The organism is Listeria ivanovii subsp. ivanovii (assembly GCF_900187025.1).
Lineage (GTDB): Bacteria > Bacillota > Bacilli > Lactobacillales > Listeriaceae > Listeria > Listeria ivanovii.
The window spans coordinates 2,322,473-2,348,358 of the sequence record NZ_LT906478.1; the positions used below are offsets into that span (position 1 = coordinate 2,322,473).

The window sequence follows — 25,886 nt, forward strand, 5'->3', positions numbered from 1 at the left end:
AAATGGAAAGAAGGACTTACTATGAAAAAAATATTTATTACAACTGGTACCGAGCACTACCTTCGCCAATTAATGGCTAATTACACTGGCGAAAATGTAACACTACTCCAAAATTTCTCTCAATCACTTTTATATCAAGAGTCTTCTGGTGAGAAACTTTTTCAAGAAGGCGCAGAATATCGGGTACTTCAAAGCAGTGGATCTTTAAAAGGCTTTGGAATCGTTGTTTTTGAATACATCCAACTTCGCGATGAAGAAATCCCTATCTTCTTACAAATGTATCAACGCGCGAGTCTTCATTTTGCAGAAACTCCTGGACTACAAAGTACAAAGCTTACAAAATCTATTAGTGCAAATAAATTTTTAATAATCTCTTTTTGGGATTCGGAAGTTTTCTTTCATGATTGGAAGAAAACACCATTACACAAAGAAATTATGAATATCATGAAGAAAAACAATACCCAAGTTGGATTTTCGCATGAAGATATTTATCATTATCCTGAATTTTCCCATGATGCAAAATAGGAAAAAGCGATTTGGACTTGAACCGACCTCCAAAAGTTAGATTTTTGGTCTAACTTTTTGGGATCACTACAACTTTCTCATCCAAATCGCTTTTTTTATTCGTACATTTTTCGCATTCGAACTGGAGCGTAAACAAAGGTAAAGATAACCACAAATACTAAATTTATTCCTAAAATAATCATCCCGTTAATCGTTCCATTTTGTGCAATCCCGATAATACTAAATAATAACGCCTGAGCAAGTAGTAAAATTCGTAAAAAGTGAATAAAACTACGGTGACGATACCGGTCATCAATTGGGTAAAGTCGAAGCATAATTTGCGAATCATAATGTTTTAGCATTGGGATAAATTGGAAACCAGTTAAATAGAGAAATAGTAAAGAAAAAACAATATTTAAGTAAAAACCTTGCACAAATACAAGTAGAATCACTGCGATAACGGTTAGTCTAACATATAAACCACTATATTCATTTGTCCTTACAAAAGTCCGACTAAATAAATACGCAAACGTTTTTCTTTTTGCATAAGGAATTGGTTGGTAAAGGAAGTCTAAATAACTTCGTCTGCGTACAGTCCCTCGTAAATGGGGAACATCGGTAAAAAGATTCACTAAACGGTAAAAGCGATTCATCCTAGCTTCTTCTTTATCTACTAAGTATTCCCATCTAAGCGTAACTTTTGCAACTTTCTTCGTCATCCAGTAATAACTAGCAAGTAGCACAATAATAGTTACCGGGATAGAAATGTATAGTGCGGCAATCAAAGAAATATAAATTAAAATAGCATTTAATATAACCCGAACGAACATCCAAGTCGTATCAGCATCTTCGAGTTTCATGCTTTCCCACCCAAAGTAAATGTTCCAAGCTTTTAGCAAAGCAAGTACAATAAACAATGTAAAAAAGCGGCTATAAGGCATACCGGTTACTTCAACATACATCGGCATACAAACTCCTAGAACAATCACAAAAACATAAAGTTGCATAAAGAAACTGGCTATTTTTGCTTGGGAGAAATAGCTATCCATCGCTTTTTCTTGCACGATTAAATAAACAATATCTGGCTTTTGGAGAAGCGTGGCTACTGGGCTTATCGCAATCGAAGCTGTAAGTAGAATAACCATTAGTGGAATAACTGGAAAAGTTGGCTCTAGCGTTTTAACCCAACCAGCATAATAGAAAATACCAGCTCCAAGTCCAATCACCAGCACGAAAAGCAAATGATCATTAAACATATAACGAAGATAGCGCATTACTTCTGTTGTGTAAGCACTAAATCGTTCCTTCCAAAGCGCTTTGCTGTCAAATATCATCTTCATCAGCTTCCTCTTCCTTTGTCAACTGAATGTATATTTCGTCAAGGGAAGCTCCTGGCATTTGGAAGTTAGTCTGTAAATCTTTCAGTGTTCCTTCCGCGCGAATTTCACCTTGATGAATGATAATGAATGTATCACAATATTTCTCAGCTGTAGCTAGAATATGCGTCGACATTAAAATACTCGCACCTTCCGCACGCATTTCATCCATCCAATTTAGTAATGACTGGATTCCAAGTGGGTCAAGACCAACAAAAGGTTCATCAATAATATATAGTTTAGGCTCAATTAAAAAAGCGGACATGATCATGACTTTTTGCTTCATACCTTTAGAAAAATGTGCTGGAAACCAATTAAGCTTTTTTTCTAATCGGAATTCTTTTAAGAGTGGTGTCATTCTTTCATGCAATTCTTCTTCTGACAAACCGTATGCCATACCTGTCAATTCTAGATGCTCTTTCAATGTTAACTCTTCATATAGTACAGGTGTTTCTGGAATATACGAAAATTGTTTTCGATATATTTCTGTATCTTCCACTAGCTGGTGCCCATTGATTTTAATCGTTCCTTTTTTAGGATGCATTAAACCAGTTATATGTTTAATAGTTGTGCTCTTACCTGCCCCGTTTAAACCTATTAATCCCACAATTTGTTTTTCTTCAATAGCAAATGAAATATCTTTTAAAACTGGGCGCTTTGTATATCCACCTGTTAAGTTTTCTACTTCTAATAAAGCCATTAAGCATGCCTCCTTGCGTACTGTTTAGTTAATAATATCATATTCATCCCTCTACCTGTCAAAATAATCTATTATTCACTATCTTACGCATGCTTTTAACTCCCTTTTATGTTAAATTTATAATAGTACATATTTTATAAATCGCGAAAGGTGGTCACACTTAATGGACGATTGCATTTTTTGTAAGATAATCCGCGGAGAAATTCCTTCTGCCAAAGTGTATGAAGATGATGAAGTATATGCTTTCCTTGATTTAGGACAAGTCACAGAGGGTCATACACTGGTAATCCCTAAGAAACATGCTAGTAACACATTCGATTTACCTGATGATACGGCCGCTGAATTATTCCGTCGGGTTCCCAAAATCGCTCGAGCATTAAAAGAAGCTTTACCTATACAAGGATTAAATATTTTAAACAATAATGGAGAACTAGCTTCTCAATCTGTTTTCCATTGCCATATCCATTTAATTCCAAGGTATAGCAAATCTGATGACTTTGGGTTAAAATGGAAGGACAACGCAGAGTGGTATACAAAAGATCGTTATCAAGAAATCGCTGAACTGATTGCAGCAAAAGTAAACTAAACTGACTTTATGGATGGAGTGAAGTATAAATGAATAAAAAATCACTTATTTTTGGTATTCTAGCTGGTGGGGCAATTGGAGCCGCAGCCTCGGTATTATTTGCTCCAAAATCCGGCAACGAACTTAGAAAAGATATTGTAGCTAAGTCTGGTGAAGCAAGTGTCATTTTAAAAGAATTGGCATATAATGCAAATGAACTAATCCAATCTGTTCAAGTTCTTGGCACGGAAGGCTCTACTTTACTAAAAGATGTATCTTCTGACATTATGGAATCTGTTTCTAAATGGAATGAAGAAATGGAACCTGAGAAAAAACGTTTAAAAGATGAAATTAAAGATATGCAAAAAACCATTTCCGACTTAGAAAAAACATTAAAAAAAGACAATAAATAATCAAAAAACTGGGCCGTTGCTCAGTTTTTTCTTTAGTTAAAAAAGACATTTCTAAAACAGCAAAAATTACATAAAAAAAAGGGTTGAATTTTAGCGCATTAGAGCATACAATACTATGGTGCCTTATGACAACAGACACTATTTTGGTTATTATTGGAGGAAAGCTTTCAATGCGCTGCTTAAAATCAATCAACACAGAGCGACGAGATGAATTCAATCGATTGTTTTTGAAAGGAATTCTTGTCTGGTTAGCTGCCGTATGTGTATGTTTTTTGACACAACATTTAATCTATCCAGGGCAACTTACAAACAATTATCAACTGATTAGTTTAATTGGTATAATTTTAATTTACCCTGTTCATAAATTACTTCATGTTATCGGCTGTTTTAAATATCGTGAAGGCACTGTTATTCAGTGGCGGATTCACTTCTTTTTCCTCCCGTGCATGAAACTTAAAATTAAACGAATCATTCCTAAATGGAGTTACATCTTTTCACTTGTACTTCCATTTGTAGTAATCACAACTATATTAATAACTTTAATGCTTTTGACACCAATTGGACACTCGGGGATGTTCTTAATTCTTTTATCTGTCCACTTTGGAATGAGTTTTTCTGACTTTGCTCATATTAGAAAACTATGGAAAATGCCAAAAAACTGCTTTGTAGAAAGTGCTGAGCGAGGTTTTTCCATTTTAATTTCTGACTAAATCATAAGAATATCATTAAATTTCTTTCATCTTTTCATTTTAGCTTTAATTTATGGTATGATAGTTATTGTGTTAAGCGGGAATTATTCCAACAACTAAGGAGTGTGTTTTATTTAATGAAGAAGAAAATGATACTTGGACTTGTTATGTTAATGGCGATGTTCAGTCTAGCAGCATGTGGTGGTGGTAGCAATGTCGTTAAGACAGATGCTGGCAACGTAACACAAGATGAGCTTTATGAGGCTATGAAAGACAAATATGGCAATGAGTTCGTGCAACAACTTACTTTCGAAAAAATCCTTGGTGACAAGTACAAGGTTACAGATGAGCAAGTAGATTCTGAACTTAAAAAGTATAAATCTCAATACGGCGATCAATTTGATGCTGTTTTAGCTCAAAGTGGCTTAACTGAAGAAACCTTCAAAAGCCAACTTAAGTACAACTTATTAGTTCAAAAAGCAACTGAAGCAAACACAGACACTAGCGACAAAGCACTTAAAGAGTACTACAAAACTTGGCAACCAGATATTACTGTTAGCCACATTCTTGTAGCTGATGAAGCAAAGGCTAAAGAAGTTGAGAAAAAACTGAAAGACGGCGCAAAATTTGCTGACTTAGCAAAAGAATACTCTACAGATACTGCTACTAAAGAAAACGGTGGCCAATTAGCTCCATTCGGACCAGGTAAAATGGATCCAGCATTTGAAAAAGCTGCTTATGCCCTTAAAAACAAAGGTGATATCAGCGCACCAGTTAAAACGCAATACGGATACCACATTATCCAAATGGACAAACCGGCTACAAAAACAACTTATGACAAAGATAAAAAAGCTGTCAAAGAATCTTATCTACAGTCTCAACTAACTACTGAAAACATGCAAAAAACACTGAAAAAAGAATACAAAGATGCTGATGTAAAAGTAGAAGATAAAGACTTGAAAGATGCTTTCAAAGATTATGATGGTTCAGCTAAAAAAGAAGAGTCCACTGATTCAAGTAAATAATTAATCAAAAACACGTTTGGAATGATTTCCAAACGTGTTTTTTTATTATTCAAAAGTAGGATTATAAAACGAACGATTATCTAAGCCAAATACTCGTTCACTAAATTCACCTGGTTTTGTATGTTTTAATACTTTATCCATCATATTTAGAGAAGCATCCATTAAGTCAATTTGATGTAAGATTTCTGCTTCACGAACTAGTGGCGGTTTTGGACTTCCCCATTCACCTTTTCCGTGATGCGAAAGTAAAACATGTTTTAAAACAACAACTTCTTCACCATCAATCGAAAGTTCCTCAGCAATTTTGCTTACTTCTTCCACGACAATTGAAATATGACCTATCAAGTTCCCTTCAAGTGTATAGGTTGTTGAAACTGGTCCTGAAAGCTCAATCACTTTACCTAAATCGTGTAAAATAACCCCTGCATAAAGTAAGTCTCTATTAACAGATGGATACAAATCAGCAACGGATTTTGCTAATCGTAACATCGAAACTACATGGAAACTAAGGCCAGAAACAAACTCATGATGATGACGCATCGCAGCAGGATAGTCATAAAAGTCATCCTGATATTTCTTAAGAAGTGCTCTTGTAATTCTTTGTAAGTTGGCATTCTTCATTTCAAAAATATATTGCGTAATTTCATCCGCTATATCTTCTTTATTTATTGGGGCTGTTTCCATAAACTCGCTTGCACTGACACCATCTAGCGCAGTAGCTTGTCTTATTTGACGGATTTTCAGTTGTTTTCTACCACGATAATTTTGAATATCGCCTGTAAGCTGAACGATTTGTTGTACTCCGTAACTTACTTCATCGCTCTCTTTGACATCCCATAATTTCGCCTCTAACTCACCTGATTTATCTTGTAAAACGAGGCTCAAAAATGGCTTCCCATTACTTGCAGTTCCTTTGACACTTGATTTTATTAACAAAAATAAATCAACTGTTTCTCCAACTTCATAGTCTAATAATCTTTTTTCCATGATATCGCCTTCTTTCTTTCTGTAGTAAGAAGTTTCTCACCCCATTATAGCATGCGTATGTCCTCACTGGAAAAATATTTGCGTGTTTCTTGATGGCATGTGAAGAAAATAACTTGATTTTGGCTCTTTCTTTTTTTTAGTAGTTGCATCATTTGACTCATTCTAGTCGCATCAAAATGGACAAACCCATCATCAATAATAATTGGTAGCGGAAAATCTTTATGGATTACATCAATTAATGCAAATCGAATCGCTAAATATAATTGTTCTTTCGTCGCTTGGCTTAATTCTTCTGGGAAAAACAACACAACTTGATTACTTTTCACTTGTAGCCGGTTTTCATGTAAATAGACTTTCGTATAATTTCCGCCTGTTAGATCATGGAAATAATCACTTGCAAGCTCCAGTGTTTTTGGCAACTTCCCTTCTTGCAATCGCCGCATGGCTTCTTGCAGTACTTCAAAAGCAAGTTTTGTTTCTGTCCATTTCTCTACTAATTGTTGTAGTTTACTTTTTTCTGAATAGTAGCTTTGCATTAATACGGAGAAAGTACCACCTTCTTCTAAAGCAGCAATCTCATGGTTCTTTGCTGCTAAACTTGCATGAATACGTTCTTGCTCTAGCTCTATTTTGTGTAGTGTTTCTTCTAATTGGATTTCTTTTTCTTTAATAGTTGTTTGACTTTCAAATTTACTTAGCTCTGTTCTTTTTTCTGGTTCTAATTGGGCCTCTAGTAAAACTAATCGTTCACGCCATTTCTGTTCATCTTTTGCTTGCATTGCTTTTATCCGAAATGATTCTTCCGTGTTTGCGCCAGCTTGCAATAATAAATCTCGCTTTTCTTTTTCTACGAGTAATAAGTCTTGTTTCAATAAATCGAGCTGCATAGCTACTTGTTCCATTTTTTCTGATAGTTTAGCGTTTTCGGCCAAATGATTTCGATACTGTAATAAGCCATGTCTTAGAAAAGTGATTTTTTCTTCTATTTGAGAATATTCAGCCGGGATAGTTAATTTCTCTAACCTAATTTGATAAGCTGCCTGTTTTTCTTCTAATGGGTGTAATTTTTGTTTCAGTTCGGCAATCAATTGATTTTTCTCGGCATTTTCTTTGTATGCAAGAATAGTGAATTCCCAATTTTCTCGCGGCTCATCTTTCATACCTAAATCTTGATACAACTGGCGAAGTTCCATATCATGTTGGTAAATGGCCTCATTTAATTTTTGCTTGTTTTCTTCTAACTCAGCGATTTCTGCAGCAATAACATCCATTTCACTCAATAGTTGTTGCCATTCTTGCCTTATTTTTTTCTGTTCTAGAAACGCTAATAAAGCTTCATTATTAGGACGTTCATTTTTTTGAGTAAGGACAAGAAAATATCCTGAGATAATAGCAGTAACAATAACGAAAGAAACACTCCAAATCGACAATGAAAATAACATAATCAGTAAAGCCACGATGAACATTCCAAGAGAAACAAATAAACCAGTTGTCGGCGGGTTTTGTTTTTTCTCAATTTGATCTTTTTCCTGTTGGAAAGTTTTATTATCCCACATAGTTGCTTCTATATGATCAATTTTCGTTTGCAGTTTTTGTTCGGATTCGGAAGTTAATGATAGTTTTAAATCAATATCATGCTGCATTTGTTTATTTGTTTTTTCTTGTTCCTTTAGTTTATGAGTTCTTTCATCTAGAGCACTTGTCCATTTTGTTTCAGTTGGTCTACTATTGGTTTGATGATAATCAATTTCTTGCTTTAAGCTATTTTGTTGCAATTCTCTTTCACTATAAGCCCCGAATGATTCAATTAAATAAGCTACTTCTGCTTCATTGGATGAAAAAAAAGCTTGTTGATCAAAATTATTTTGATGAATTAAGTTTTTTTGACGTTCTTCTAATTGGATTAATTGGTTTTGCCATTCTTTTTCTCGAAGTTGCAAATGCTCTAATCGGATAATACCATCTGCTGGAAAATTCACTTTCATCGAACCAGATGCTTTATCTTCAAGCATCTTCCATTCTTTGTACAAAGGCCATAAATCCAGCAAAATTTTAAGCGTGTCTAACTCCACTCGAATCTTTGTTTTTTCTTTTTGTAGTTCTGTTTGACGTTCTAGTTCTTGTTCTTTTTCAGCAAGAAGTAATTCATATCGAGAATTTTGCTTTTTTGCTTCTTGGAAAGCTTGCTGACTTTCTTTTACCTTTTTGAGTTGTTGATTAATTGCCGGATTTCTACCACTTGGTTTAAATAAGGTATCAAGCTTCTTTTGTAAAACTTCTGCTGTTTTTAAAAGTGCGTCAGAGCCAGTTGTTCCTGTTGCTAAAAGATAGCGTTCAAATTCTTTCTTCTTCCATTGGTGAATGTTTTGTAAGCCATGAATATCAAAAGAAAATATTGCTTCAAAAGTTGTTCGATCGATTTCTCCGATAATATCTACTAACTTATCTTCTCCTACTATTTGTCCATCTTCCAAATGAACTCGGACATCTCCCGTTGCTTTGCCTTTTAAGCGCTCAATAATAACTTTTCCACATTTTGTATTTTCTAGTGTCAGTCTCCCACCATAAGGACCACCGTTTTTGGGTTCCATTCGTGGAATTGATTGCTGCTTGGTCGGAAATCCAAATAAAATGCTATGTATAAATGCCATAATAGTCGATTTCCCTGCTTCATTCTCACCAAAGAAAACTTGAAAATCTGCAATCTGATCAAAATGCGCATCAGACCATTTTCCATAACCAATGATATCAATAGATGTTATTTTCATTTTTCATCACCTTCTACTTCTGCAAGAGTTGTTCCTAATTCTGCTAATGCCTTTTCTAGAAGGTTAAGGCGATCCTGTTCTGATAAATCTTCCAAATATCGACTCACACCACTTTCAAAATGAAGTGCTTCTATAGCTTGATAGAATGCTGATTCATCTTGTAAATGTTGGTAGGCACTTACTATTTCTTTTTCTGCTAAGCAAGACTCTGGCCAATGGTTTATGCTGTTTTGTTTCGCTTGTTGTAATGATATTTTATGAACCCATACAAACGTAGAACCATCCATCGTTGTTTCTTCTTGAAGCATTTGTAGCCAATCATCCGTTTTTAATTTTTGTTTATTTGTTACCTCTACTATTAAATGTAAAAAATAGGAAGTGTTTTTGCCTCGATATGTTTCTAATAGTTTTGTAAGTTCGCGAAAAATAGTGTTTATTTCTGCATTTTCTGGCAAAGCTATTATTACTTCTTCCCAAATAATCGGACTAGTTTCCACAAAGTTGATGGTTGTTTTTATTTCTGACAAAGTTACGATACTTGCGCCTTTTTTTCCAGATTCTTTGCGATTTCTACCTTGGATATTTCCTGGGTAATAAATGCTTGGATTCTCTGAAAGTAATTGTCTTTTATGGATATGCCCAAGTGCCCAATAATCAAAACCCTTTTTGCTAATGTCTTGTACACGGAACGGGGCATAAACGTCATGTTCTTCACTACTTGTTAATTCTGAACCGTGCAAGAGCGCAATATGGAAGTCCGCAGTCTTTTGTATCATATATTCCTCTACGCGGCTAGTACGAATATGCCGTTCATCATAGCTAAACCCGTAAAGATTAACCTCTACACCGCGATTAGTCTTGATTGTTACCATTTCTACTTTTTCTGGAAAAACGTGCACATTTTTTGGTAGCGTGAGTTTTTCCTTATGTTTCTCTATAAAATCATGATTCCCATGAATAATAAAAACTTTGATTTCAGCCGCTTCTAGACGTTTCATTTCTTTTAAAAAGCGAGCCTGTGCACGAACACTTTGGTCTTCGCTATCATAAATATCACCCGCAATTAATACAAAATCGACTGCTTCTTTAATTGCAAGAGATACTATTCTCTCCAAAGATTGAAAGGTGCTTTCTTGAATTGCAGAAAAGAGTGGCTGCGGCAGCACTGAAAGTCCAATGAAAGGACTATCCAAATGCAAATCCGCAATATGTAAAAATTTGATTTCTTTCATGACTTTCGCCTCCTATCCAAAAACCGAATATACGTTCTTATTATATCCTATTATTCCAGTGGGTACAAGCATTTCAACAAAAAAAAGAGTTCCGATATTTGTTAAGCTAATAACAAATATCGGAACCACTTTTTGTGAAAAATTAATCGTTTGTTACGTTATATAAATCTTGTAACGGCGTCATAATAATGCGGTTTAAGTCATTAATAATTGTGCTCATTGCTTGTTCTTTTTCCATTAATTTAACGATTGTAGCATTTTCTTGAACTTCTTGCGCTACTTCTTGTGCTACTTGAACAGTTTCGTCATCAATTTCTTGACCTGTCATTTGTTTTTCTTGGATAGTTACTTGTACATCACGGAAACGCTCGAATTTTGCTTTTGCTTCTGCATCTTCGTTTACTTCACGGTATGCTTCTTGTAAGCTTAAGAATTCAGGTGTTTCACGAATTCCTTTGTCTAAGTCATGCGCTAAATCATAAATATTAACTGCCATTGCTAAATCCTCCAAATATCTGTATTTGTCACTTCTGTTTCACTATAACAAAAAGTCACCAGTTATTCCAGTATAAAAGAACTAAATCCAGATTGCGAGAATACCTTGAACAATCCCAATAAATCCACCAAGTACGCCGCCTAAATAGGTAATCATTTTTAATTCTCTTCCAGAAATTTCGATAACTAATTTTTCGATTTCAGGTAAGGAAAAAGTGGCTATTTGTGTCTCGACAAGATTTGCTAAATTCAATCGTTCCACCATTTCTGAGCTATGTTTGGCAACAAAATCAAGTAGGCGTTCCACTGTATAAGGAATGATTTTTTCTATAATAATCGCTTCATAATTCCGTAGCATTAATTGAACTGGTTGATTGAATAATTTTTCATATGGAATTGCTTGGAGAATTTCTGCTGTCAGTTGTTTCGTAAGCTGTGGTTGACTTTCTCCTGGGAGTAGCTCTTGCAATTCTTTCGCTTCAAAGTTTTGCCATTCCGTTGTTAGTAATCCATTTAGCAAGTTTTTCGTATCATCTTGACTGAGCAATTTTAGTCCTTCTTGTTGGATTTTTTCTGAGAATGTGTCGGTGTTAATGAACATTCTAGCCATACTTCCCATTTTTCCATGCTCTGCAAAAAAATTCTGAAGCATTTGTTTAATTTGGGTTTTACCGTCTTCACTTGCAATAAAGTCTGCCATTTTATTCGTTATTCTTTCAGTCACATGGGGGAGCTTTGCCTGAAGTTCCGCTTCAAGCGTTGGTGGAATTAGGTCACTAACCCGTTTAGATTGATTTTTATCCAAAAAATGATTAAGTTCTTTTTCTAGTTTATTTTTCAACCAATCAACTGAGCGAACTTCTGCATTTTTGTAGCCAAATATTTCTAGTAATTCATTTGGCGTTGTTTCAAGCATCATTTTTTCATGAAACATATGGTTGATGGTTTCTGTCACTTCTTTTTGCAAAGTAGAATCAAGCAATCGGGCACGAATCGCATCTTCTGTCAGCAAATGACTGACGACTACTTTGCCGATATGTTCTGCAAGTTCATCACGACGCTTAGGAATTAGCCCTGGTGTAAAGGGTAATCGTTTTTTAAAGAGATAAATGGCGTTATACGGGCGGAAAAGCATTCGAATAGCGATATAATTTGTCATTGCTCCAATAAATCCACCTATAACGGCCATTAAAATGATTGTAAATAGCACAGACATGGTTTGCATCTCCTAATATTTGTCTAGTAAAAGTGTTTTCATTATACGTGAAAAATCCCTAGACAACAATTGTTTCTAGGGAAGTTCATTCTAAAGTATGAGATTACAAATTAGTCATTTTAATTGGGTCTACCCATAAATCAAATTCTTCCTCTGTTACAAAACCAGTTTTTATGGCTGCAGCTTTTAATGTGGAATTCTCGGTAAATGCTAGCTTGGCAATTTGCGCGGCTTTTTCATAGCCAATATGTGGATTTAGCGCTGTCACGAGCATAAGCGAATCATTTACTTTAGCTTCAATCACTGCTTCATTTGCTTCGAGACCTTCTAAGCAGTGGATTCTGAATGAACGTATACTGTCAGAAAGCAGCCGAACAGATTCTAAAAAATTAAAAATAATGACTGGTTTATACACATTTAGTTCGAAGTTCCCTTGACTCGCAGCAACGTTAATAGTCGTATCATTTCCCATAACTTGTGCCGCGACCATTGTAATGGCTTCACATTGTGTTGGGTTTACTTTTCCAGGCATGATCGAGCTTCCTGGTTCGTTAGCTGGGATTACGAGTTCACCGATGCCACTTCGAGGGCCACTCGCTAAAAAGCGTATATCATTAGCAATCTTCATTAAATCAGATGCCAGACTACGAATTGCCCCGTGAACAAAATTAATTGGACTATGGCTAGTTAAAGCAAAGTACTTATTTTCATCCGAAGTAAATGTATAACCTGTTTGTTTCATTAATTCTCGTGCCACTTTATCACCAAAATCTCGTGATGCATTTAAGCCTGTCCCAACTGCTGTTCCACCAATTGCAAGTGGTAAAATTGCTTCCATACTTGTTTCTATATATTTTTTATTATTCGTGATACTAGCTTCCCAACCACTAATTTCTTGACCCAGTGTAAGTGGTGTTGCATCTTGTAAATGTGTTCGTCCAATTTTAACAAGCTTCATATATTTCTCTTTTTTAGCAGTTAATACTTCGCACATTTCATTTAGCTCTGGTAAAAGTTTTGTCACTAACGCTTGATAAGCTGCAATATGCATCGCTGTTGGAAAAGTATCGTTGGAGCTTTGCGACATATTAACGTCATCATTGGGATGGATTACTGATTCACCTAGGTTACGGTTCGCTACATGTGCAATCACTTCATTCACATTCATATTACTTTGTGTCCCGCTTCCTGTTTGCCATACGACTAGAGGAAAATGCTCGTCCAATTCGCCTTGAATTATTTGATCGCACACGTTAGTAATAACGACTGCTTTCTCTTGTGATAATTTCCCTTCTGATGCGTTTACCTTTGCTGCGGCTTTCTTTAATTCTGCAAAAGCACGGATAATTTCTTGGGGCATTTTATTTTCACCAATAGCAAAATTCCTTCTGCTACGTTCTGTCTGTGCTCCCCAGTATTTAGACGCATCTACTGAAATTTCACCTAATGTATCTCGTTCCATCCGTTCCATTTCGTCACCCCTTTTTTATCTATTTTATTATATTACGGATATTTTCGCAAAATACTTAAGAATAGTTCGTTATTCTGTTTTTTGTAGTGGTTTTATTTTGACCATGAAGATAGTGAGTATGAAGAACATGATAATCCATGCAATAGTAATAAAAATGGTTGCCAAATAATGGTCCATTGATTGACCAGACATAATGAGCATTGTTGCATTCTTGCTTAAATATGCGGGATTAAACATTTGTACCCAACCGCCAAAACCACTAATAATTCCCAGCAAGATTGTTATAAATACACTTATTATTGCCACAATCGCATTACTATCAAATGCAGCGCTAGCAAAGACAACTAAGCTGATAACAAAGATAAACCATAAGCTGTATACAAAAAAGCTTTGAATTAGAGTATTTATAGCTATTTCACCAAAAAGAAAATAAATATAATACGCCGCTAATACATAGCCAATGATAAGTGAACCTAGACCAACGAGGCATTGCATCACCCATTTTGATAAAACATATTCTAGGGTAGTCACTGGTCTCGTCATAATAAAAGCAAGCATCCCTTTCGTTCTGTCACTTTGAATACAAGTCATTGCAACAACAACGATAATAATAATTCCAATCTGATCAAATTGAGAACCTAGCGTTTGCGCCATGACTTCTTGAGCCGATTGATTTCCCATTAGTGCAATGACTTGTTCAGTCTCACTCCCAGTACCAAAAACTTTTAGGATATCTGGAAGAAAATACATCATCATCGGTTGCGTCAGACCTAGAAGTGCGAAAACAATTGGTAGCCAAATGATTTTTAAACTACGACGTTGCTCTAGCCATTCTTTTCCCATTAATGCACTAAAATGCGTCATTTCTCCACCTTCTCCATAAAAATTTCTTCTAAGTTTTGATGTCTATTTTCAACACGAATAAGTTCACCATTTACTTCTAACAATGCTTTTAAAATAGCTTCTGCTCCTGCTTTCCTATCTGTGGTATGCACTTGATATACTGTACCAATTTTCTCCATTTTTTCAATGTAATCATTTTGCTTAAGTATTTGTTGCCATGCATCTGTGTCTCCAATGAATTCCACGTCAAAAATAGAAGAACTTTCCTCTTGCATTAGCTGTTCTACTGTTTTATCAGTAACAAGCTCCCCTTTTTTAATTATGGCAATACGATCACATATTTCTTCGGCTTCTTTCAATATATGCGTGGAAAATAAAATCGTGATTTCTTTTTTTAATTTCTCTAACAGTAAAATGATTTCTCTACGTCCAATTGGATCCAGAGCAGAAACTGGCTCATCTAATATCAGTAACTCTGGTCGGTGCAAGATTGCTTGTGCGATTCCTAAGCGTTGGCGCATCCCTCCAGAATAAGTACTAATTTTCTTTTTAGAACTATCCGCTAAACCAACTAAGAGCAAAACTTCTTGAATCCGACTCTCTAAATCATTTTTCTCCATATTGGATAATTTTCCCATAAAACGAAGACACTCTATCGCAGTCATCCAACCATAAAATTTTGGATATTGTGGTAGAAAACCAATCTTTTCCCTAACAAACTTTGCTTTTTGACCATCAAGGGTAATATGTCCATCATCCGAAGTCAAAATTTGTACAATCATATTGATAATAGTTGATTTCCCAGCGCCATTAGGTCCGATCAGTGCGACACATTCTTTATTGTAAATGGTTAGATTAATGCCTTTAACAACTAGCTTTCCATTGTATTTCTTTTTTAATCCGCTAATTTCTAATTTTTCCATTAGTTTACATCTTCTTTTCGCCCAAAGATGAAATACATCACTGGTCCGAAAATATTAATAAAAATAACAACAAATAGCCAAATAACTGGGTTTTTTCGTATTTGCCAGTTTCTCGCTAAATCAATAACAGCTGTTAATAATAAGGCTAGATATAAAATAATGATTGGAATAATTAATGCTATTTGTGTTTTATCCATTGTTTTCACCTCGTTTTATTGTTATATATATTGTATAACAGTTATAATGATAAAGCAATACGAAAAAGCACACTTCACTCAATTTATTTATAGTGAAGTGTGCTTTTATTAATTTCCGATAGAGTCTAGTAAGTTGCCTATCCCTTCTGAAACTTTACCACCAAATTCTTTTACTTTATCTGCACCTTTTTTGATGGTTTTTCCAGCTTCATCAGCTTTTTCTTTAACGCTACCCCAGAAGTCGCCTTCGTCTGCTTTTGTTTCTTCTTCTTTTTTCGCTGCGGTTTCTTGGGCCGCACTCTTCGTACTGAAATCCGTTGCTTTTTGATATTTAAGCCCACTATTCATCACATAATGCGCCAGGCTAGATACACCCGATGAGCTTGTGGTTGTGAGGTAGTGGTCTTTATCAGTCTTATCAAAGCCCATCCAAACAGCTCCAACTAAGTTAGGTGTATAGCCGACAAACCATTGATCTTTTGTACCACTTGTATCATCAAATGGAACTTGTGTCGAACCCGTTTTCCCTGCCATCTCGTGACCAGAAACGGCTGCACTTTTACCTGTTCCTGTATTGATTACATCTAAAAGCATGGAAGTCATTTCATTCGAAACAGTCTTTGAAATAATTTGTTTTGTTTTAGGAACATTTTCATAAACTGTGTTACCAGAAGGATCGACGATTTTGGTAATAATATGTGATTCTGGTTTTGCCCCATTGTTAGCAAATGTAGAATAAGCGGTTGCCATTTGGACTGGTGAAGCACCTTTACTCATTCCGCCTAGTGCAAGTCCAAGCGTACGATCTTGTTCTGGAACTTCTATTCCAAATTTTTCTACTGATTTAACGCCTTTATCAATACCAATCTGATCAAGCAACCAAACAGCCGGTGCATTAATGGAGTTTGCCACTGCGGTATACATTGGAACTTCTCCGCTATATACACCACCCACATTTGTAGGTGTGTAGTTGCCTTTATAAGTTATTTTTTCATCTTTTAGCATGGAGTCCACATCATAACCAGATTGAAGTGCTGGTGTATAAACAGCTAGCGGCTTCATCGTTGAGCCTGGTTGAGCTTTCATCTGTGTCGCTCGGTTAAAGCCACGGAAAACATGCTCACCTCGCCCACCAACCAGCGCTCGAATTCCTCCTGTTGCTGGATCCATTAATACTGCGCCTGATTGAACTAATGTTCCATCACTCGCGTTCGATGGGAACAAGTAGTCATTTTCATAGACATTTTCTAAAGAAGTTTGGTAATTTTGGTCTAGTTCTGTATAAATTTTGTAACCTTTTTGCATGATTTCATCTTGTGTTATGTCCGCTTCATTGACAGCTTCATTAATAACTGCATCCACATACCAAGGATATTTATTCGCTAGTGGGTCTTTTGATTGATCATTTAATACAATTTTGGTTGCTTTGTATTTATCGCCTTCCGCTTTCGTGATGTCTCCAGTTTCTACCATGGCATTTAGCACCATATTTCGACGATTAGTTGCTTTATCGATATGCTCATATGGATCATAGGCGCTAGGGGCTTGTAGTAACCCTGCAATCGTCGCAGCTTCTGGTACGTTCAAGTCTGCTGCTGATTTACCAAAGTATTTTAGGGAGGCATTCTCGACACCCCACTCACCATTCCCAAAATAAGAACGATTTAAGTACATTTCCATAATTTCATCTTTGGAATATGTTTTTTCGATTTCCCGAGCCATAAAAATTTCTTTTGCTTTTCGGGTAAAGGTTTGCTCTTGGGTTAATAAGGCATTTTTGGCGAGCTGTTGGGTGATAGTACTACCCCCACCAGATATTCCACCATTTGTAATCAAATTAACACCTGCTCGAGCAATCCCTTTTAGGTCGAAGCCTTTATGTTCATAAAAGCGTCTATCTTCAATTGAAACTACTGCATTTTGAAGATTTTTAGAAATTTTGTTGATTGATACAAAAGTGGCATCTGTGGAAGATAGTTCTCCTGCTTTGTCTCCGTCTTTGTCGTAAATAATTGTCGCGGATTCTAAGCCTTTCTTTAAGGCATCAATATCTGCGGACTTCGCTACAACTACGAGATAAATAATAAAACTTAATAAAAATACCAGTCCTGCAAGTAAAAATATCTTTCCAATATGTTTATTTTTACAAAAGCGTCTAAATTTCCGCCACCCTATACCAATCCATTTGCCAATAAATCCAAAGAATAATTGAAGGTATTTAATGAGTTGTTGTTTAAATTTATCCATGTAACTCTCCTATCTTTCTACACGGTAATCAAAAACTGCAAGTACAGTTATACACGTATTTTACGTTAAAACATAACTTTACGCCACCAACTTTAGACCGATTTTTGTAATAAAATTGTAATAATCCATATTTCCTACATATTTGTTAACCTCTTTTTTACAATTTCTTTATTTTCATGTTTCCAGTGTTCTAAAAAGGGTACATAATACTGTTACCATCACTTGTGTTTTGGTAATAAGAATCACCTATATGCTGTGTACAACAAGTGAAGGCATCGTGTTTTACATGGGTATCATTAATAAGCCGGAAAGGATTTGGAATATGACGCAAAAGCTGATTTACTTTTTATCACAAACGCATATTCGAAGTGCCATTGCAGAAGCATGGGCCAAACGACTTTCACTTAGCAATGTTAAATTTATTAGCGGTTCTTGGCATAAATCAAAAGCAACACCTTTTATTGCCGAAGCGCTTAATGAGTTTGCCATTGATCCACCTGAAAGCTTATCGTATTCCCCTAGCTCAAAATTACTGGCAGATGCTGATCTCATTGTAACAATTTATGATTCTGCACATGAAACTGCACCAAATTTCCCATCGGACATCCAAGAAAAAATTATTTATTGGGACATTGATGATCCAGAACTGGAATTAGCGTTACCCCAAAAATGGGCGAGTTATCAAGAAGTTTGTGATAACATTGCCTTATCGGTTAAAAATTTAGAGCACGTATTGATAGAGGCTTAGATTTCGTTGTCCCGCCATTCATAGGCGGGACTTTTATATTAAAAGAGAGGTGTTTACATAGTGGACAGCTATAATGATTTAAAAAAAGCAGAACGCGCCGCATTTTTGAGTATATTTGCTTATATATTTCTTTCCCTTTTAAAAATAGTAGCGGGACAATTAGGAAATTCAGATGCTCTACTTGCAGATGGTTTAAACAATACAACCGATATTGTTGCTTCGGTTGCGTTATTAATTGGTCTTAAAATTTCCCGTAAACCGCCTGATGCCGATCATTCTTATGGACATCGTCGAACAGAAACAATCAGTTCTTTGATTGCATCTATAATTATGTTTTTAGTTGGAGTACAAGTAATCTGGAGTTCGATTGTTCATATTATCGAAAAAGACTTTACCTCCCCCTCTATGTTGACTGCAGTTGTAGCACTTTTTTCTGGTATTTTTATGTATGGTATTTATTTATATAATCATCGGTTGGCAAAAAAACTTGATAGTCAGGCAGTTCGTGCAGCAGCTTACGATAATCGTTCAGATGCATTTGTTAGTTTCGGAGCGTTTATTGGGATTGTTGGCGCCGTTCTTGGTGTTCCTTGGCTTGATCTCGTTACAGCATTTTTAGTAGGAGTGTTAATTATTTATACAGCGGTTAAAATTTTCTACGATGCCGCTCATACGCTTACAGATGGCTTTGATGTTTCCAAACTAGAGACGATTCACGATTTAATTGCTTCTGTTCCTGAGGTCAAAAAAGTGATTGATATTAAAGCGCGAATGAACGGAAACCGCATTTGGATTGATGCAACGATTGCTGTTGATCCAGAATTAAATGTAGTAAAAAGTCATGAAATCACAGAAATTGTCGAGCAAAAAATTCGAAGTGAGTATGATGGCGCATTTACTTTAGTCCATATAGAACCTTTTTTTGAATAATATTCATTGTCAATCTTCAGAAAGTCCACTATAATTTAGATTAAGTATCATTTGTTGGGAGGGAATATTCGATGGGGCAGAGAAACTAATTCATTTAAATTATCTAGCTAGAATAAATAACAGCATCACAACCTTGGAGGAGTTCTCTTCCAAAACGTTTTTTCTTCTATATAGATAGTTTTATCTATAAGCTTATTTATATTAAATTAGGAGGTGTTTGCCTTAGCAGAATAATTTCTGTCAAGGCGATTTATTGATATTAACCATTAAATTTTTAATTATAGCTTTACTTATTGCTATATCAGCTTTTTTCGTAGCAACGGAATTTGCGATAGTTAAAATGCGACCGAGCCGACTCGACCAGCTAATTGCTGAGAAAGATAAACGCGCGGTTCTTGCAAGATATATTTATAACCACTTGAACGCTTATTTATCCGCCTGTCAGTTAGGGATTACGATTAGTTCTCTTGGGCTTGGTTGGTTAGGGGAATCTACTGTAGAAGCTGCTTTACACCCATTATTTAGTATGATGGAACTGCCACAGTCTGCTATTACGATTCTTTCTTTCACTATTGCTTTCCTATTTATCACATTTTTGCATGTTGTGGTCGGCGAACTTGTACCGAAAACACTTGCCATTGATAAAACAGAAACAGTGGCGCTTGCCGTAGCACGTCCATTGCATATTTTTTACAAAGTTATGTTCCCATTTATTTGGATTTTGAATGGTTCTGCGGTATTTATCGCACGTCTTTTTGGTTTAGAACCAGCTTCTGAACATGAAATTGCGCACACAGAGGATGAATTAAAAATTATCGTTGGTGAAAGTTATAAGAGTGGTGAAATTAACCAATCAGAATTTCGCTATGTGAATAAAATTTTTGACTTTGATGAGCGAATGGCAAAAGAAGTGATGATTCCGCGTACAGAAATAGTGACAGTTGATACCGGATCCACAATCGGTGAACTATCTGACATTATGCGAAATGAGCGATATACTCGTTATCCTGTAATTGACGGGGATAAAGACCACGTTATCGGCGTACTTAATTTAAAAGAAATTTTGTCAGCTTATGTAGAACACGGATCGAATCCAAGTTTTAGTATTGATCCTTACGTAAAGCCAATTATTCGAGTTATTGAAACGATTCCGATTAAAGAACTTCTTTTCCGAATGCAGCGTGAACGTTCCCATATTGCGATTTTACTTGATGAATATGGTGGTACTTCTGGACTTGTAACTGTAGAGGATATTGTAGAAGAAATTGTTGGAGACATTCGCGATGAATTTGATGCGGACGAAATCCCAGAAATCCGCAAAATCAAGGACGGACACTATATTGTTGATGCTAAATTATTAATTGATGAAGTAAACAATATTTTAGGTACAGAAATTGAAGAAGAAGAAGTAGATACGATTGGTGGATGGTTCCTGACTCAAAATTATGAAGTAGAAGTTGGGGACGAGATTGATTATGATGGATTTATTTTCCGCGTCAAACAAGGAGAACCACATCATATTGAATACATTGAAATTACGAAGAAAAATAACTAATAAAAAGCAGCTACCCACTTTGGATAGCTGCTTTTTTGATTAAATGCGATGATTAATCATAAATTGTTTGAATTTTTCAGCAGCGGGTGTTAACGTTTGATTTCTTTGTACAGCTAAATAAAAAATTCGCTCCCAGTTTGGACTTCTGATAGGTAGCACTTTTACATCTACGTAATTTAAAATTGGCATATTAGGAACTACTGCGATGCCAAAGTCTTGCGCGACCATCCCAGCAATAACTTGATCTACTTCGATTTCATAAGCAATTTTGTAATCTGCCCCGATTTTTCTAAATAGATCATCAATTATTGGGCGTAAACCACTTTTCTTTGAGAAAGCAATGTGAGGATATGGGACAGTTTCTGTTAAGTCAATCCATTCTTTCTCTGCTAGCGGATGCGTTTTTGGAACAATAAGTACTAATTCTTGTTTAGCAATTGGCGTAAAATGAATATTTCGCTCATTTTCGAGTTTCGAGCAGATTCCAATATCATATTTCTTTTCTTTTAAGCCTTGAATAATATCAATCGAAACGCCTGTATGGAACACAAAATCGATTTGTTTATCTGGCTCCGTCTGCAAAAATTCTTGTACAAGCTTTGGCACAAGTGAAGTTCCAAGCGTTTGTAAAAAAGCTAGATCAATCTGTCCTTCTCCGTTCGCAGCTTTTTCAACAGTAGCAACTCCCGTGTCTATCATGTCTAAAGATTCTTCCACATAATCCAAAAAAACCTTCCCTGCTTTGCTTAAGCCAATGTTACGTCCCTCTTTTTCAAACAACGGAATTCCAAGTTCTTGTTCTAATGAGGAAATTGCGTGACTTAAACTCGGCTGGGTTATAAGCAATTTTTCAGCTGCTTTTGTGTAATGTTCCATGTGAGCCAGTGTGACGAAATAGCGTAAATGATGTAAATTCATGGGTTCTCTCCTTGTTAAAAATAATCTATGCAATTTATCTATCGATTAATAGAATAATACCAATTTGTTTTTATGGAATAGTCATACTACAATTAAACAGTAGTTATGCCAGTGAAATAAACTAACCTTTAAAAACCAATATACGGTAGAATGTGAAAACTGTCCAGTCAATTTTCTAACTATTGAATGCGTTCTCACATTAGAAAGTTTTCTAAGTGAATGGATTTTATTTTTTTGCTGGTGATTGTGAAAACATTATCAAAGTTTCTTGTGTTTTAATCTAGAGAGGAGATAATTTTTATGACAAATGCAAATGGCAACCTAAAAAAATGCCCCATCACGATTAGCTCTTATACCTTAGGAACGGAGGTTTCTTTTCCTGAACGAGTACGAATTGCAGCAGAAAATGGTTTTGACGGAATTGGTTTACGCGCCGAAAATTATGTCGATGCACTGGCAGCTGGCTTGACTGATGAAGATATGTTAAGGATTTTAGATGAGCATCACATCAAAGTTACTGAAGTAGAATACATAACGCAGTGGGGAACCGCTTCTGACCGCACTTTCGAGCAACAAAAGAAAGAACAAACTACCTTCCACATGGCTCGCTTATTCGGTGTAAAACATATTAATTGTGGTTTATTGGAAAAAATCCCCGAAGACCAAATCATTACTGCTCTTGGTGAACTTTGCGACCGTGCAGAAGAATTGATTATTGGTTTAGAATTCATGCCTTACAGCGGAGTAGCAGATTTGGCAGCAGCATGGCGTGTGGCAGAGGCTTGCGGCAGAGATAACGCCCAACTAATTTGTGACACATGGCACTGGGCAAGAGCAAACCAAACAGCAGAATCTATCAAAAATGTACCTGCTGATCGGATTGTTTCAATTCAACTCTGTGACGTCCATGAAACGCCCTATAAAGAGCTTCGCGAAGAGTCACTGCATGATAGACTAGCTCCTGGTGAAGGATACGGGGACACGATTGGTTTTGCTCGTATTTTAAAAGAGCATGGTGTAAGTCCACGTGTCATGGGAGTAGAAGTAATATCTGATTCCATGGTAGAAACTGGCTTAGAATATACCGCAATTAAAGTATACAATGCCACAAAAAAAGTATTAGACGAAGCATGGCCCGAAGTGTCACCAAAATAATCTGATACAATACTATGTGAAATTAATAACGAAAGAAAAAATTCTATCTTGAAAGGGAAGTGTTTTTTTGAAATTTAATTCGATGTTTTCTCCAATAGATATCGGACCAATGAAAGTACCTAACCGTTTTGTTGTTTCGCCAATGTGCAATAACTATGCCAATACAGACGGAACACTAACTGATACTTCACTTGCTTATTATAAAGAGCGCGCACTCGGCGGATTTGGATTAATTACTTTTGAAGCGACTGTCGTAGATGTTCGTGCAAAAGGTGGAGCTAATAAAGCATGTCTATATAGCGACCACCAAATTGCCAGTTTTAAGCGAGTAATTGATGCTTGTCATGAAGCTGGGGCAAAAATTTCGGTTCAATTACAACATGCTGGACCAGAAGGCAATTCCAAAGTTTCTGGGTATCCTTTAAAAGCTGCTTCTGCCATAGCTTCTGCGCAAGGACGCAATACACCAGAAGCTATTTCTAGAGAAGAAATTTATGAATTAATTGAGCTTTACGGTGAAGCTGCTTTACGCGCAAAAAAAGCTGGGGCTGATGCAGTTGAAGTCCACTGCGCCCATGGTTATTTAGTGAGTAGCTTCTTATCCGGACGAACAAATAAACGCGTCGATGAATTTGGCGGTTGTTTTGAAAATAGAATGCGACTTCCAAGACTTATTATTGAAAGTATTCGTAAACGTGTCGGTCATTCCATCGCAATTCTTTGTCGGATTAACAGCACTGATGGCGTGGACGGTGGGCTTAGCGTACAAGATAGTGCAACAGTCGCCGCATACTTGGAAGACTGTGGATTAGATGGTTTACATGTTTCTCGTAGTGTTCATATTCGCGATGAGTACATGTGGGCACCAACTGTATTACATGCTGGCTTTAGTTCCGACCTTGTTACACAAATCAAACAAGCTGTTTCAATTCCAGTTATTACAGTGGGACGTTTCACAGAGCCTCATTATGCAGAGTTAATGGTACGCGAAGGCCGAGCTGATTTGGTCGCTTTTGGGCGTCAATCTTTAGCAGATCCACAAACGCCAAACAAAGCTGCAGCTGATAAACTAGATGAGCTACTTCCTTGTATCGCGTGTCTCCAAGGATGCGTCGCTAATATGTATGCCGGTAAACCAATTACCTGTCTGGTTAATCCACTACTAGGTCGCGAATCTGAAGCTTACCTACCAAAAACACCAAGTAAAAAAGTCGTAGTTATCGGTGGCGGTGTTGGCGGACTTTACACGGGTTGGATGGCTGGTTCAAGAGGTCATGATGTGACTGTTTATGAGGCATCTGACATTATTGGCGGTCAAATGAGACTTGCTGCTTACCCTCCCGGAAAAGGTGATTTAACCAATATGGTTCGTAGCTATATTAAAAAATGCGAGCAATTCGATGTTGAAATTAAAACAAATGCACCTGTAACGCCAGAATTAATTCAAGAAATTTCACCAGATGCGGTTATCATCGCAACTGGAGCAACCCCACTTGTTTTACCAATTCCCGGCATTGAGGATTCTGGTTTAATTCACGCAGTTGATTTACTTGATGGAAAAGAAGCTTGTGGCAAGAAAGTACTTGTTGTTGGCGGCGGAATGGTTGGTAGTGAAACAGCGGCCTTCTTAGGGGAAGCTGGCCATGATGTAACAGTTGTCGAACTTCGCGATGAGGTTGGTGCAGATGTTATTTCTGAACACCGCAAGTTCCTTATGCGAGACTTTGCTGAATACAAGATTGACAGTATTACCAATGCGAAAGTCACTAGTTTCTTTAAAGATGGCGTGACTTACTCGCTAGCCGATGAAACAGAATATCGAATAGGTGGATTCGACTCCGTTGTACTTGCAATGGGATCAAGAGCACACAATCCGCTAGAAGAAGCTATCAAAAAAATCGTACCCGAAACTTATGTTATCGGCGATGCAGTTCGCGCACGCCGAGCATTAGATGCAACAAAAGAAGCACTCGACGCTGTATTGCAATTATAATTCATGGTTATACTCGTTGTTTTAACAGCGAGTATAAACCACTTGGAGGTATCGGAAACGTGGAAAATAGAATTTCAGGCTCCACCCGACTACTTAGTTTAATCGGGACACCCGTAGACCATTCAAAATCTCCTATTATGTATAATTACAGTTTCCAAAAAGCTGGTTTGGATTATGCCTATTTAGCATTTGATATTCCTGTCACTAAAGTAGCAGATGCGATTACTGCGATGAAAACTTTTAATCTTCGCGGCTCTAATGTCACGATGCCTTGCAAAAGTGAAGTTTTAAAATACATGGATGACCTTTCCCCTGCCGCTCGGATGATTGGCGCAGTTAACACCATTATCAATGAAGATGGGAAACTAACTGGGCACATCACTGATGGACTTGGTTTTGCTAGTAATCTACGTGATTCAGGTGTGGATATTGCTGGTAAAAAGATGACTATTATTGGAGCTGGGGGAGCGGCTACCGCTATCCAAGTTCAATCGGCACTTGACGGAGCAAAAGAAATCGCCATTTTTAATATTAAAGATAATTTTTATCAAAAAGCAAAACAAACTGTTACTTCTATCAAAAAAGAAGTTCCCGACTGCATCGTTCATATTTATGACTTAAACGATACAGAAAAATTATATGCAGAAATTGCCACAAGCGACATCTTAGTAAATGCAACACTTGTCGGCATGCATCCATATGAAAATGAAACACCTGTCAAAGATGCCACTATTTTCAGTAAAGATTTAATTGTTGCCGATGTCGTTTATAACCCTAAAAAAACAAAGTTAATGCTAGACGCAGAAGCTGCTGGTTGTAAAACAGTTGGTGGGCTTGGAATGCTTCTATGGCAAGGTGCCGAGGCTTACAAATTGTTCACGGGGGAAGACATGCCGGTTTCAGAAGTAAAAGAATTATATTTTAGTTAAACAAATT

The 25,886-nt window shown here is 36.4% G+C and carries 24 protein-coding genes; 11 read left to right on the plus strand and 13 right to left on the minus strand.

Annotation, left to right across the window (positions count from 1 at the left end):
- The first annotated feature begins 21 nt into the window (after positions 1-21).
- Positions 22-525 carry an antibiotic biosynthesis monooxygenase family protein gene (locus tag CKV67_RS11430; protein WP_014093533.1) on the plus strand — a complete coding sequence of 168 codons (504 nt, stop codon included), beginning with the start codon at positions 22-24 and terminating at the stop codon, positions 523-525.
- A 95-nt stretch (positions 526-620) separates the two neighbouring features.
- On the opposite strand, the gene CKV67_RS11435 is transcribed toward CKV67_RS11430, so the two are convergent.
- Both CKV67_RS11435 and CKV67_RS11440 read right to left on the minus strand, forming a co-directional pair.
- Positions 621-1,844 carry an ABC transporter permease gene (locus CKV67_RS11435; RefSeq protein ID WP_025280059.1) on the minus strand — a complete coding sequence of 408 codons (1,224 nt, stop codon included), beginning with the start codon at positions 1,842-1,844 and terminating at the stop codon, positions 621-623.
- A complete protein-coding gene (locus CKV67_RS11440; RefSeq protein WP_014093535.1) occupies positions 1,828-2,580 on the minus strand; it encodes an ABC transporter ATP-binding protein in 753 nt (250 codons plus the stop codon). The genes CKV67_RS11435 and CKV67_RS11440 overlap by 17 nt, the downstream gene beginning before the upstream one ends.
- 136 nt (positions 2,581-2,716) lie before the next feature.
- Here CKV67_RS11440 and CKV67_RS11445 point away from each other — a divergent pair, with 136 nt between their 5' ends.
- The 4 genes from CKV67_RS11445 (at position 2,717) to CKV67_RS11460 (ending at position 5,272) form a co-directional block, all read left to right on the plus strand.
- Positions 2,717-3,166 (plus strand): HIT family protein, encoded by a 450-nt coding sequence (locus CKV67_RS11445; protein ID WP_258378206.1) that lies wholly within the window; start codon positions 2,717-2,719, stop codon positions 3,164-3,166.
- A 29-nt stretch (positions 3,167-3,195) separates the two neighbouring features.
- The gene (locus CKV67_RS11450; protein WP_003720598.1) at positions 3,196-3,558 is read left to right on the plus strand and encodes a YtxH domain-containing protein; all 363 of its coding nucleotides are present in this window, start codon (positions 3,196-3,198) and stop codon (positions 3,556-3,558) included.
- 170 nt (positions 3,559-3,728) lie between these two features.
- A complete protein-coding gene (locus CKV67_RS11455) occupies positions 3,729-4,268 on the plus strand; it encodes a DUF3267 domain-containing protein (RefSeq protein ID WP_014093537.1) in 540 nt (179 codons plus the stop codon).
- A 116-nt stretch (positions 4,269-4,384) separates the two neighbouring features.
- On the plus strand, positions 4,385-5,272 hold the full coding sequence (locus tag CKV67_RS11460) for a peptidylprolyl isomerase (protein ID WP_014093538.1): 888 nt from the start codon (positions 4,385-4,387) through the stop codon (positions 5,270-5,272).
- Positions 5,273-5,317: 45 nt separating this feature from the next.
- On the opposite strand, the gene yhaM is transcribed toward CKV67_RS11460, so the two are convergent.
- The 10 genes from yhaM to CKV67_RS11510 form a co-directional block, all read right to left on the minus strand.
- Positions 5,318-6,259, minus strand: coding sequence for a 3'-5' exoribonuclease YhaM (yhaM, locus tag CKV67_RS11465; protein WP_014093539.1), 942 nt, complete (start codon positions 6,257-6,259; stop codon positions 5,318-5,320).
- 44 nt (positions 6,260-6,303) lie between these two features.
- Positions 6,304-9,027, minus strand: coding sequence for an ATP-binding protein (locus CKV67_RS11470; protein WP_025280060.1), 2,724 nt, complete (start codon positions 9,025-9,027; stop codon positions 6,304-6,306).
- On the minus strand, positions 9,024-10,259 hold the full coding sequence (locus CKV67_RS15070; RefSeq protein WP_014093541.1) for a metallophosphoesterase family protein: 1,236 nt from the start codon (positions 10,257-10,259) through the stop codon (positions 9,024-9,026). The genes CKV67_RS11470 and CKV67_RS15070 overlap by 4 nt, the downstream gene beginning before the upstream one ends.
- Positions 10,260-10,401: 142 nt before the next feature.
- Positions 10,402-10,755, minus strand: coding sequence for a YlbF/YmcA family competence regulator (locus tag CKV67_RS11480; RefSeq protein ID WP_003720603.1), 354 nt, complete (start codon positions 10,753-10,755; stop codon positions 10,402-10,404).
- An 81-nt stretch (positions 10,756-10,836) separates the two neighbouring features.
- Entirely contained in the window at positions 10,837-11,970 is a 1,134-nt protein-coding gene (locus CKV67_RS11485) for a DUF445 domain-containing protein (protein ID WP_014093542.1), read from the minus strand.
- Between the two features lie 103 nt (positions 11,971-12,073).
- On the minus strand, positions 12,074-13,441 hold the full coding sequence (gene fumC, locus CKV67_RS11490) for a class II fumarate hydratase (RefSeq protein ID WP_014093543.1): 1,368 nt from the start codon (positions 13,439-13,441) through the stop codon (positions 12,074-12,076).
- Between the two features lie 69 nt (positions 13,442-13,510).
- A complete protein-coding gene (locus CKV67_RS11495; RefSeq protein WP_014093544.1) occupies positions 13,511-14,305 on the minus strand; it encodes an ABC transporter permease in 795 nt (264 codons plus the stop codon).
- Positions 14,302-15,207, minus strand: coding sequence for an ABC transporter ATP-binding protein (locus CKV67_RS11500; RefSeq protein WP_014093545.1), 906 nt, complete (start codon positions 15,205-15,207; stop codon positions 14,302-14,304). The genes CKV67_RS11495 and CKV67_RS11500 overlap by 4 nt, the downstream gene beginning before the upstream one ends.
- On the minus strand, positions 15,207-15,404 hold the full coding sequence (locus CKV67_RS11505; RefSeq protein ID WP_014093546.1) for a PLD nuclease N-terminal domain-containing protein: 198 nt from the start codon (positions 15,402-15,404) through the stop codon (positions 15,207-15,209). The genes CKV67_RS11500 and CKV67_RS11505 overlap by 1 nt, the downstream gene beginning before the upstream one ends.
- 108 nt (positions 15,405-15,512) lie before the next feature.
- Positions 15,513-17,651 carry a penicillin-binding protein 1A gene (locus tag CKV67_RS11510; RefSeq protein ID WP_014093547.1) on the minus strand — a complete coding sequence of 713 codons (2,139 nt, stop codon included), beginning with the start codon at positions 17,649-17,651 and terminating at the stop codon, positions 15,513-15,515.
- A gap of 322 nt (positions 17,652-17,973) precedes the next feature.
- Between CKV67_RS11510 and CKV67_RS11515 the strand changes: the two genes are divergently transcribed.
- The 3 genes from CKV67_RS11515 to CKV67_RS11525 all read left to right on the plus strand — a co-directional run bounded on the left by CKV67_RS11515 (position 17,974) and on the right by CKV67_RS11525 (position 20,884).
- Complete coding sequence (locus CKV67_RS11515; RefSeq protein WP_014093548.1) at positions 17,974-18,399, plus strand: low molecular weight phosphatase family protein; 426 nt, start codon at positions 17,974-17,976, stop codon at positions 18,397-18,399.
- Positions 18,400-18,459: 60 nt separating this feature from the next.
- Positions 18,460-19,329, plus strand: coding sequence for a cation diffusion facilitator family transporter (locus CKV67_RS11520; protein WP_025280061.1), 870 nt, complete (start codon positions 18,460-18,462; stop codon positions 19,327-19,329).
- 253 nt (positions 19,330-19,582) lie between these two features.
- Complete coding sequence (locus CKV67_RS11525; protein ID WP_014093550.1) at positions 19,583-20,884, plus strand: hemolysin family protein; 1,302 nt, start codon at positions 19,583-19,585, stop codon at positions 20,882-20,884.
- A 39-nt stretch (positions 20,885-20,923) separates the two neighbouring features.
- Here CKV67_RS11525 and CKV67_RS11530 read toward each other — a convergent pair whose 3' ends face one another.
- Positions 20,924-21,802 carry a LysR family transcriptional regulator gene (locus CKV67_RS11530; protein WP_014093551.1) on the minus strand — a complete coding sequence of 293 codons (879 nt, stop codon included), beginning with the start codon at positions 21,800-21,802 and terminating at the stop codon, positions 20,924-20,926.
- 300 nt (positions 21,803-22,102) lie between these two features.
- Between CKV67_RS11530 and CKV67_RS11535 the strand changes: the two genes are divergently transcribed.
- The 3 genes from CKV67_RS11535 (at position 22,103) to aroE (ending at position 25,879) form a co-directional block, all read left to right on the plus strand.
- Entirely contained in the window at positions 22,103-22,957 is an 855-nt protein-coding gene (locus tag CKV67_RS11535; RefSeq protein ID WP_014093552.1) for a sugar phosphate isomerase/epimerase family protein, read from the plus strand.
- A gap of 67 nt (positions 22,958-23,024) precedes the next feature.
- Positions 23,025-24,950: an oxidoreductase gene (locus CKV67_RS11540; RefSeq protein WP_014093553.1), complete on the plus strand. Its 1,926-nt coding sequence runs from the start codon at positions 23,025-23,027 to the stop codon at positions 24,948-24,950.
- Between the two features lie 59 nt (positions 24,951-25,009).
- Positions 25,010-25,879 carry a shikimate dehydrogenase gene (gene aroE, locus CKV67_RS11545; protein WP_014093554.1) on the plus strand — a complete coding sequence of 290 codons (870 nt, stop codon included), beginning with the start codon at positions 25,010-25,012 and terminating at the stop codon, positions 25,877-25,879.
- Positions 25,880-25,886 lie beyond the last annotated feature (7 nt).

What these genes read in the sequence shown, in the direction of transcription:
- CKV67_RS11430 (WP_014093533.1), top strand. Translation starts at nt 22, where the DNA reads ATGAAAAAAATATTTATTACAACTGGTACCGAGCACTACCTTCGCCAA.
- CKV67_RS11435 (WP_025280059.1), bottom strand. Translation starts at nt 1,844, where the DNA reads ATGAAGATGATATTTGACAGCAAAGCGCTTTGGAAGGAACGATTTAGT.
- CKV67_RS11440 (WP_014093535.1), bottom strand. Translation starts at nt 2,580, where the DNA reads ATGGCTTTATTAGAAGTAGAAAACTTAACAGGTGGATATACAAAGCGC.
- CKV67_RS11450 (WP_003720598.1), top strand. Translation starts at nt 3,196, where the DNA reads ATGAATAAAAAATCACTTATTTTTGGTATTCTAGCTGGTGGGGCAATT.
- CKV67_RS11455 (WP_014093537.1), top strand. Translation starts at nt 3,729, where the DNA reads ATGCGCTGCTTAAAATCAATCAACACAGAGCGACGAGATGAATTCAAT.
- CKV67_RS11460 (WP_014093538.1), top strand. Translation starts at nt 4,385, where the DNA reads ATGAAGAAGAAAATGATACTTGGACTTGTTATGTTAATGGCGATGTTC.
- yhaM (WP_014093539.1), bottom strand. Translation starts at nt 6,259, where the DNA reads ATGGAAAAAAGATTATTAGACTATGAAGTTGGAGAAACAGTTGATTTA.
- CKV67_RS11470 (WP_025280060.1), bottom strand. Translation starts at nt 9,027, where the DNA reads ATGAAAATAACATCTATTGATATCATTGGTTATGGAAAATGGTCTGAT.
- CKV67_RS15070 (WP_014093541.1), bottom strand. Translation starts at nt 10,259, where the DNA reads ATGAAAGAAATCAAATTTTTACATATTGCGGATTTGCATTTGGATAGT.
- CKV67_RS11480 (WP_003720603.1), bottom strand. Translation starts at nt 10,755, where the DNA reads ATGGCAGTTAATATTTATGATTTAGCGCATGACTTAGACAAAGGAATT.
- CKV67_RS11485 (WP_014093542.1), bottom strand. Translation starts at nt 11,970, where the DNA reads ATGTCTGTGCTATTTACAATCATTTTAATGGCCGTTATAGGTGGATTT.
- fumC (WP_014093543.1), bottom strand. Translation starts at nt 13,441, where the DNA reads ATGGAACGGATGGAACGAGATACATTAGGTGAAATTTCAGTAGATGCG.
- CKV67_RS11495 (WP_014093544.1), bottom strand. Translation starts at nt 14,305, where the DNA reads ATGACGCATTTTAGTGCATTAATGGGAAAAGAATGGCTAGAGCAACGT.
- CKV67_RS11500 (WP_014093545.1), bottom strand. Translation starts at nt 15,207, where the DNA reads ATGGAAAAATTAGAAATTAGCGGATTAAAAAAGAAATACAATGGAAAG.
- CKV67_RS11505 (WP_014093546.1), bottom strand. Translation starts at nt 15,404, where the DNA reads ATGGATAAAACACAAATAGCATTAATTATTCCAATCATTATTTTATAT.
- CKV67_RS11510 (WP_014093547.1), bottom strand. Translation starts at nt 17,651, where the DNA reads ATGGATAAATTTAAACAACAACTCATTAAATACCTTCAATTATTCTTT.
- CKV67_RS11515 (WP_014093548.1), top strand. Translation starts at nt 17,974, where the DNA reads ATGACGCAAAAGCTGATTTACTTTTTATCACAAACGCATATTCGAAGT.
- CKV67_RS11530 (WP_014093551.1), bottom strand. Translation starts at nt 21,802, where the DNA reads ATGAATTTACATCATTTACGCTATTTCGTCACACTGGCTCACATGGAA.
- CKV67_RS11535 (WP_014093552.1), top strand. Translation starts at nt 22,103, where the DNA reads ATGACAAATGCAAATGGCAACCTAAAAAAATGCCCCATCACGATTAGC.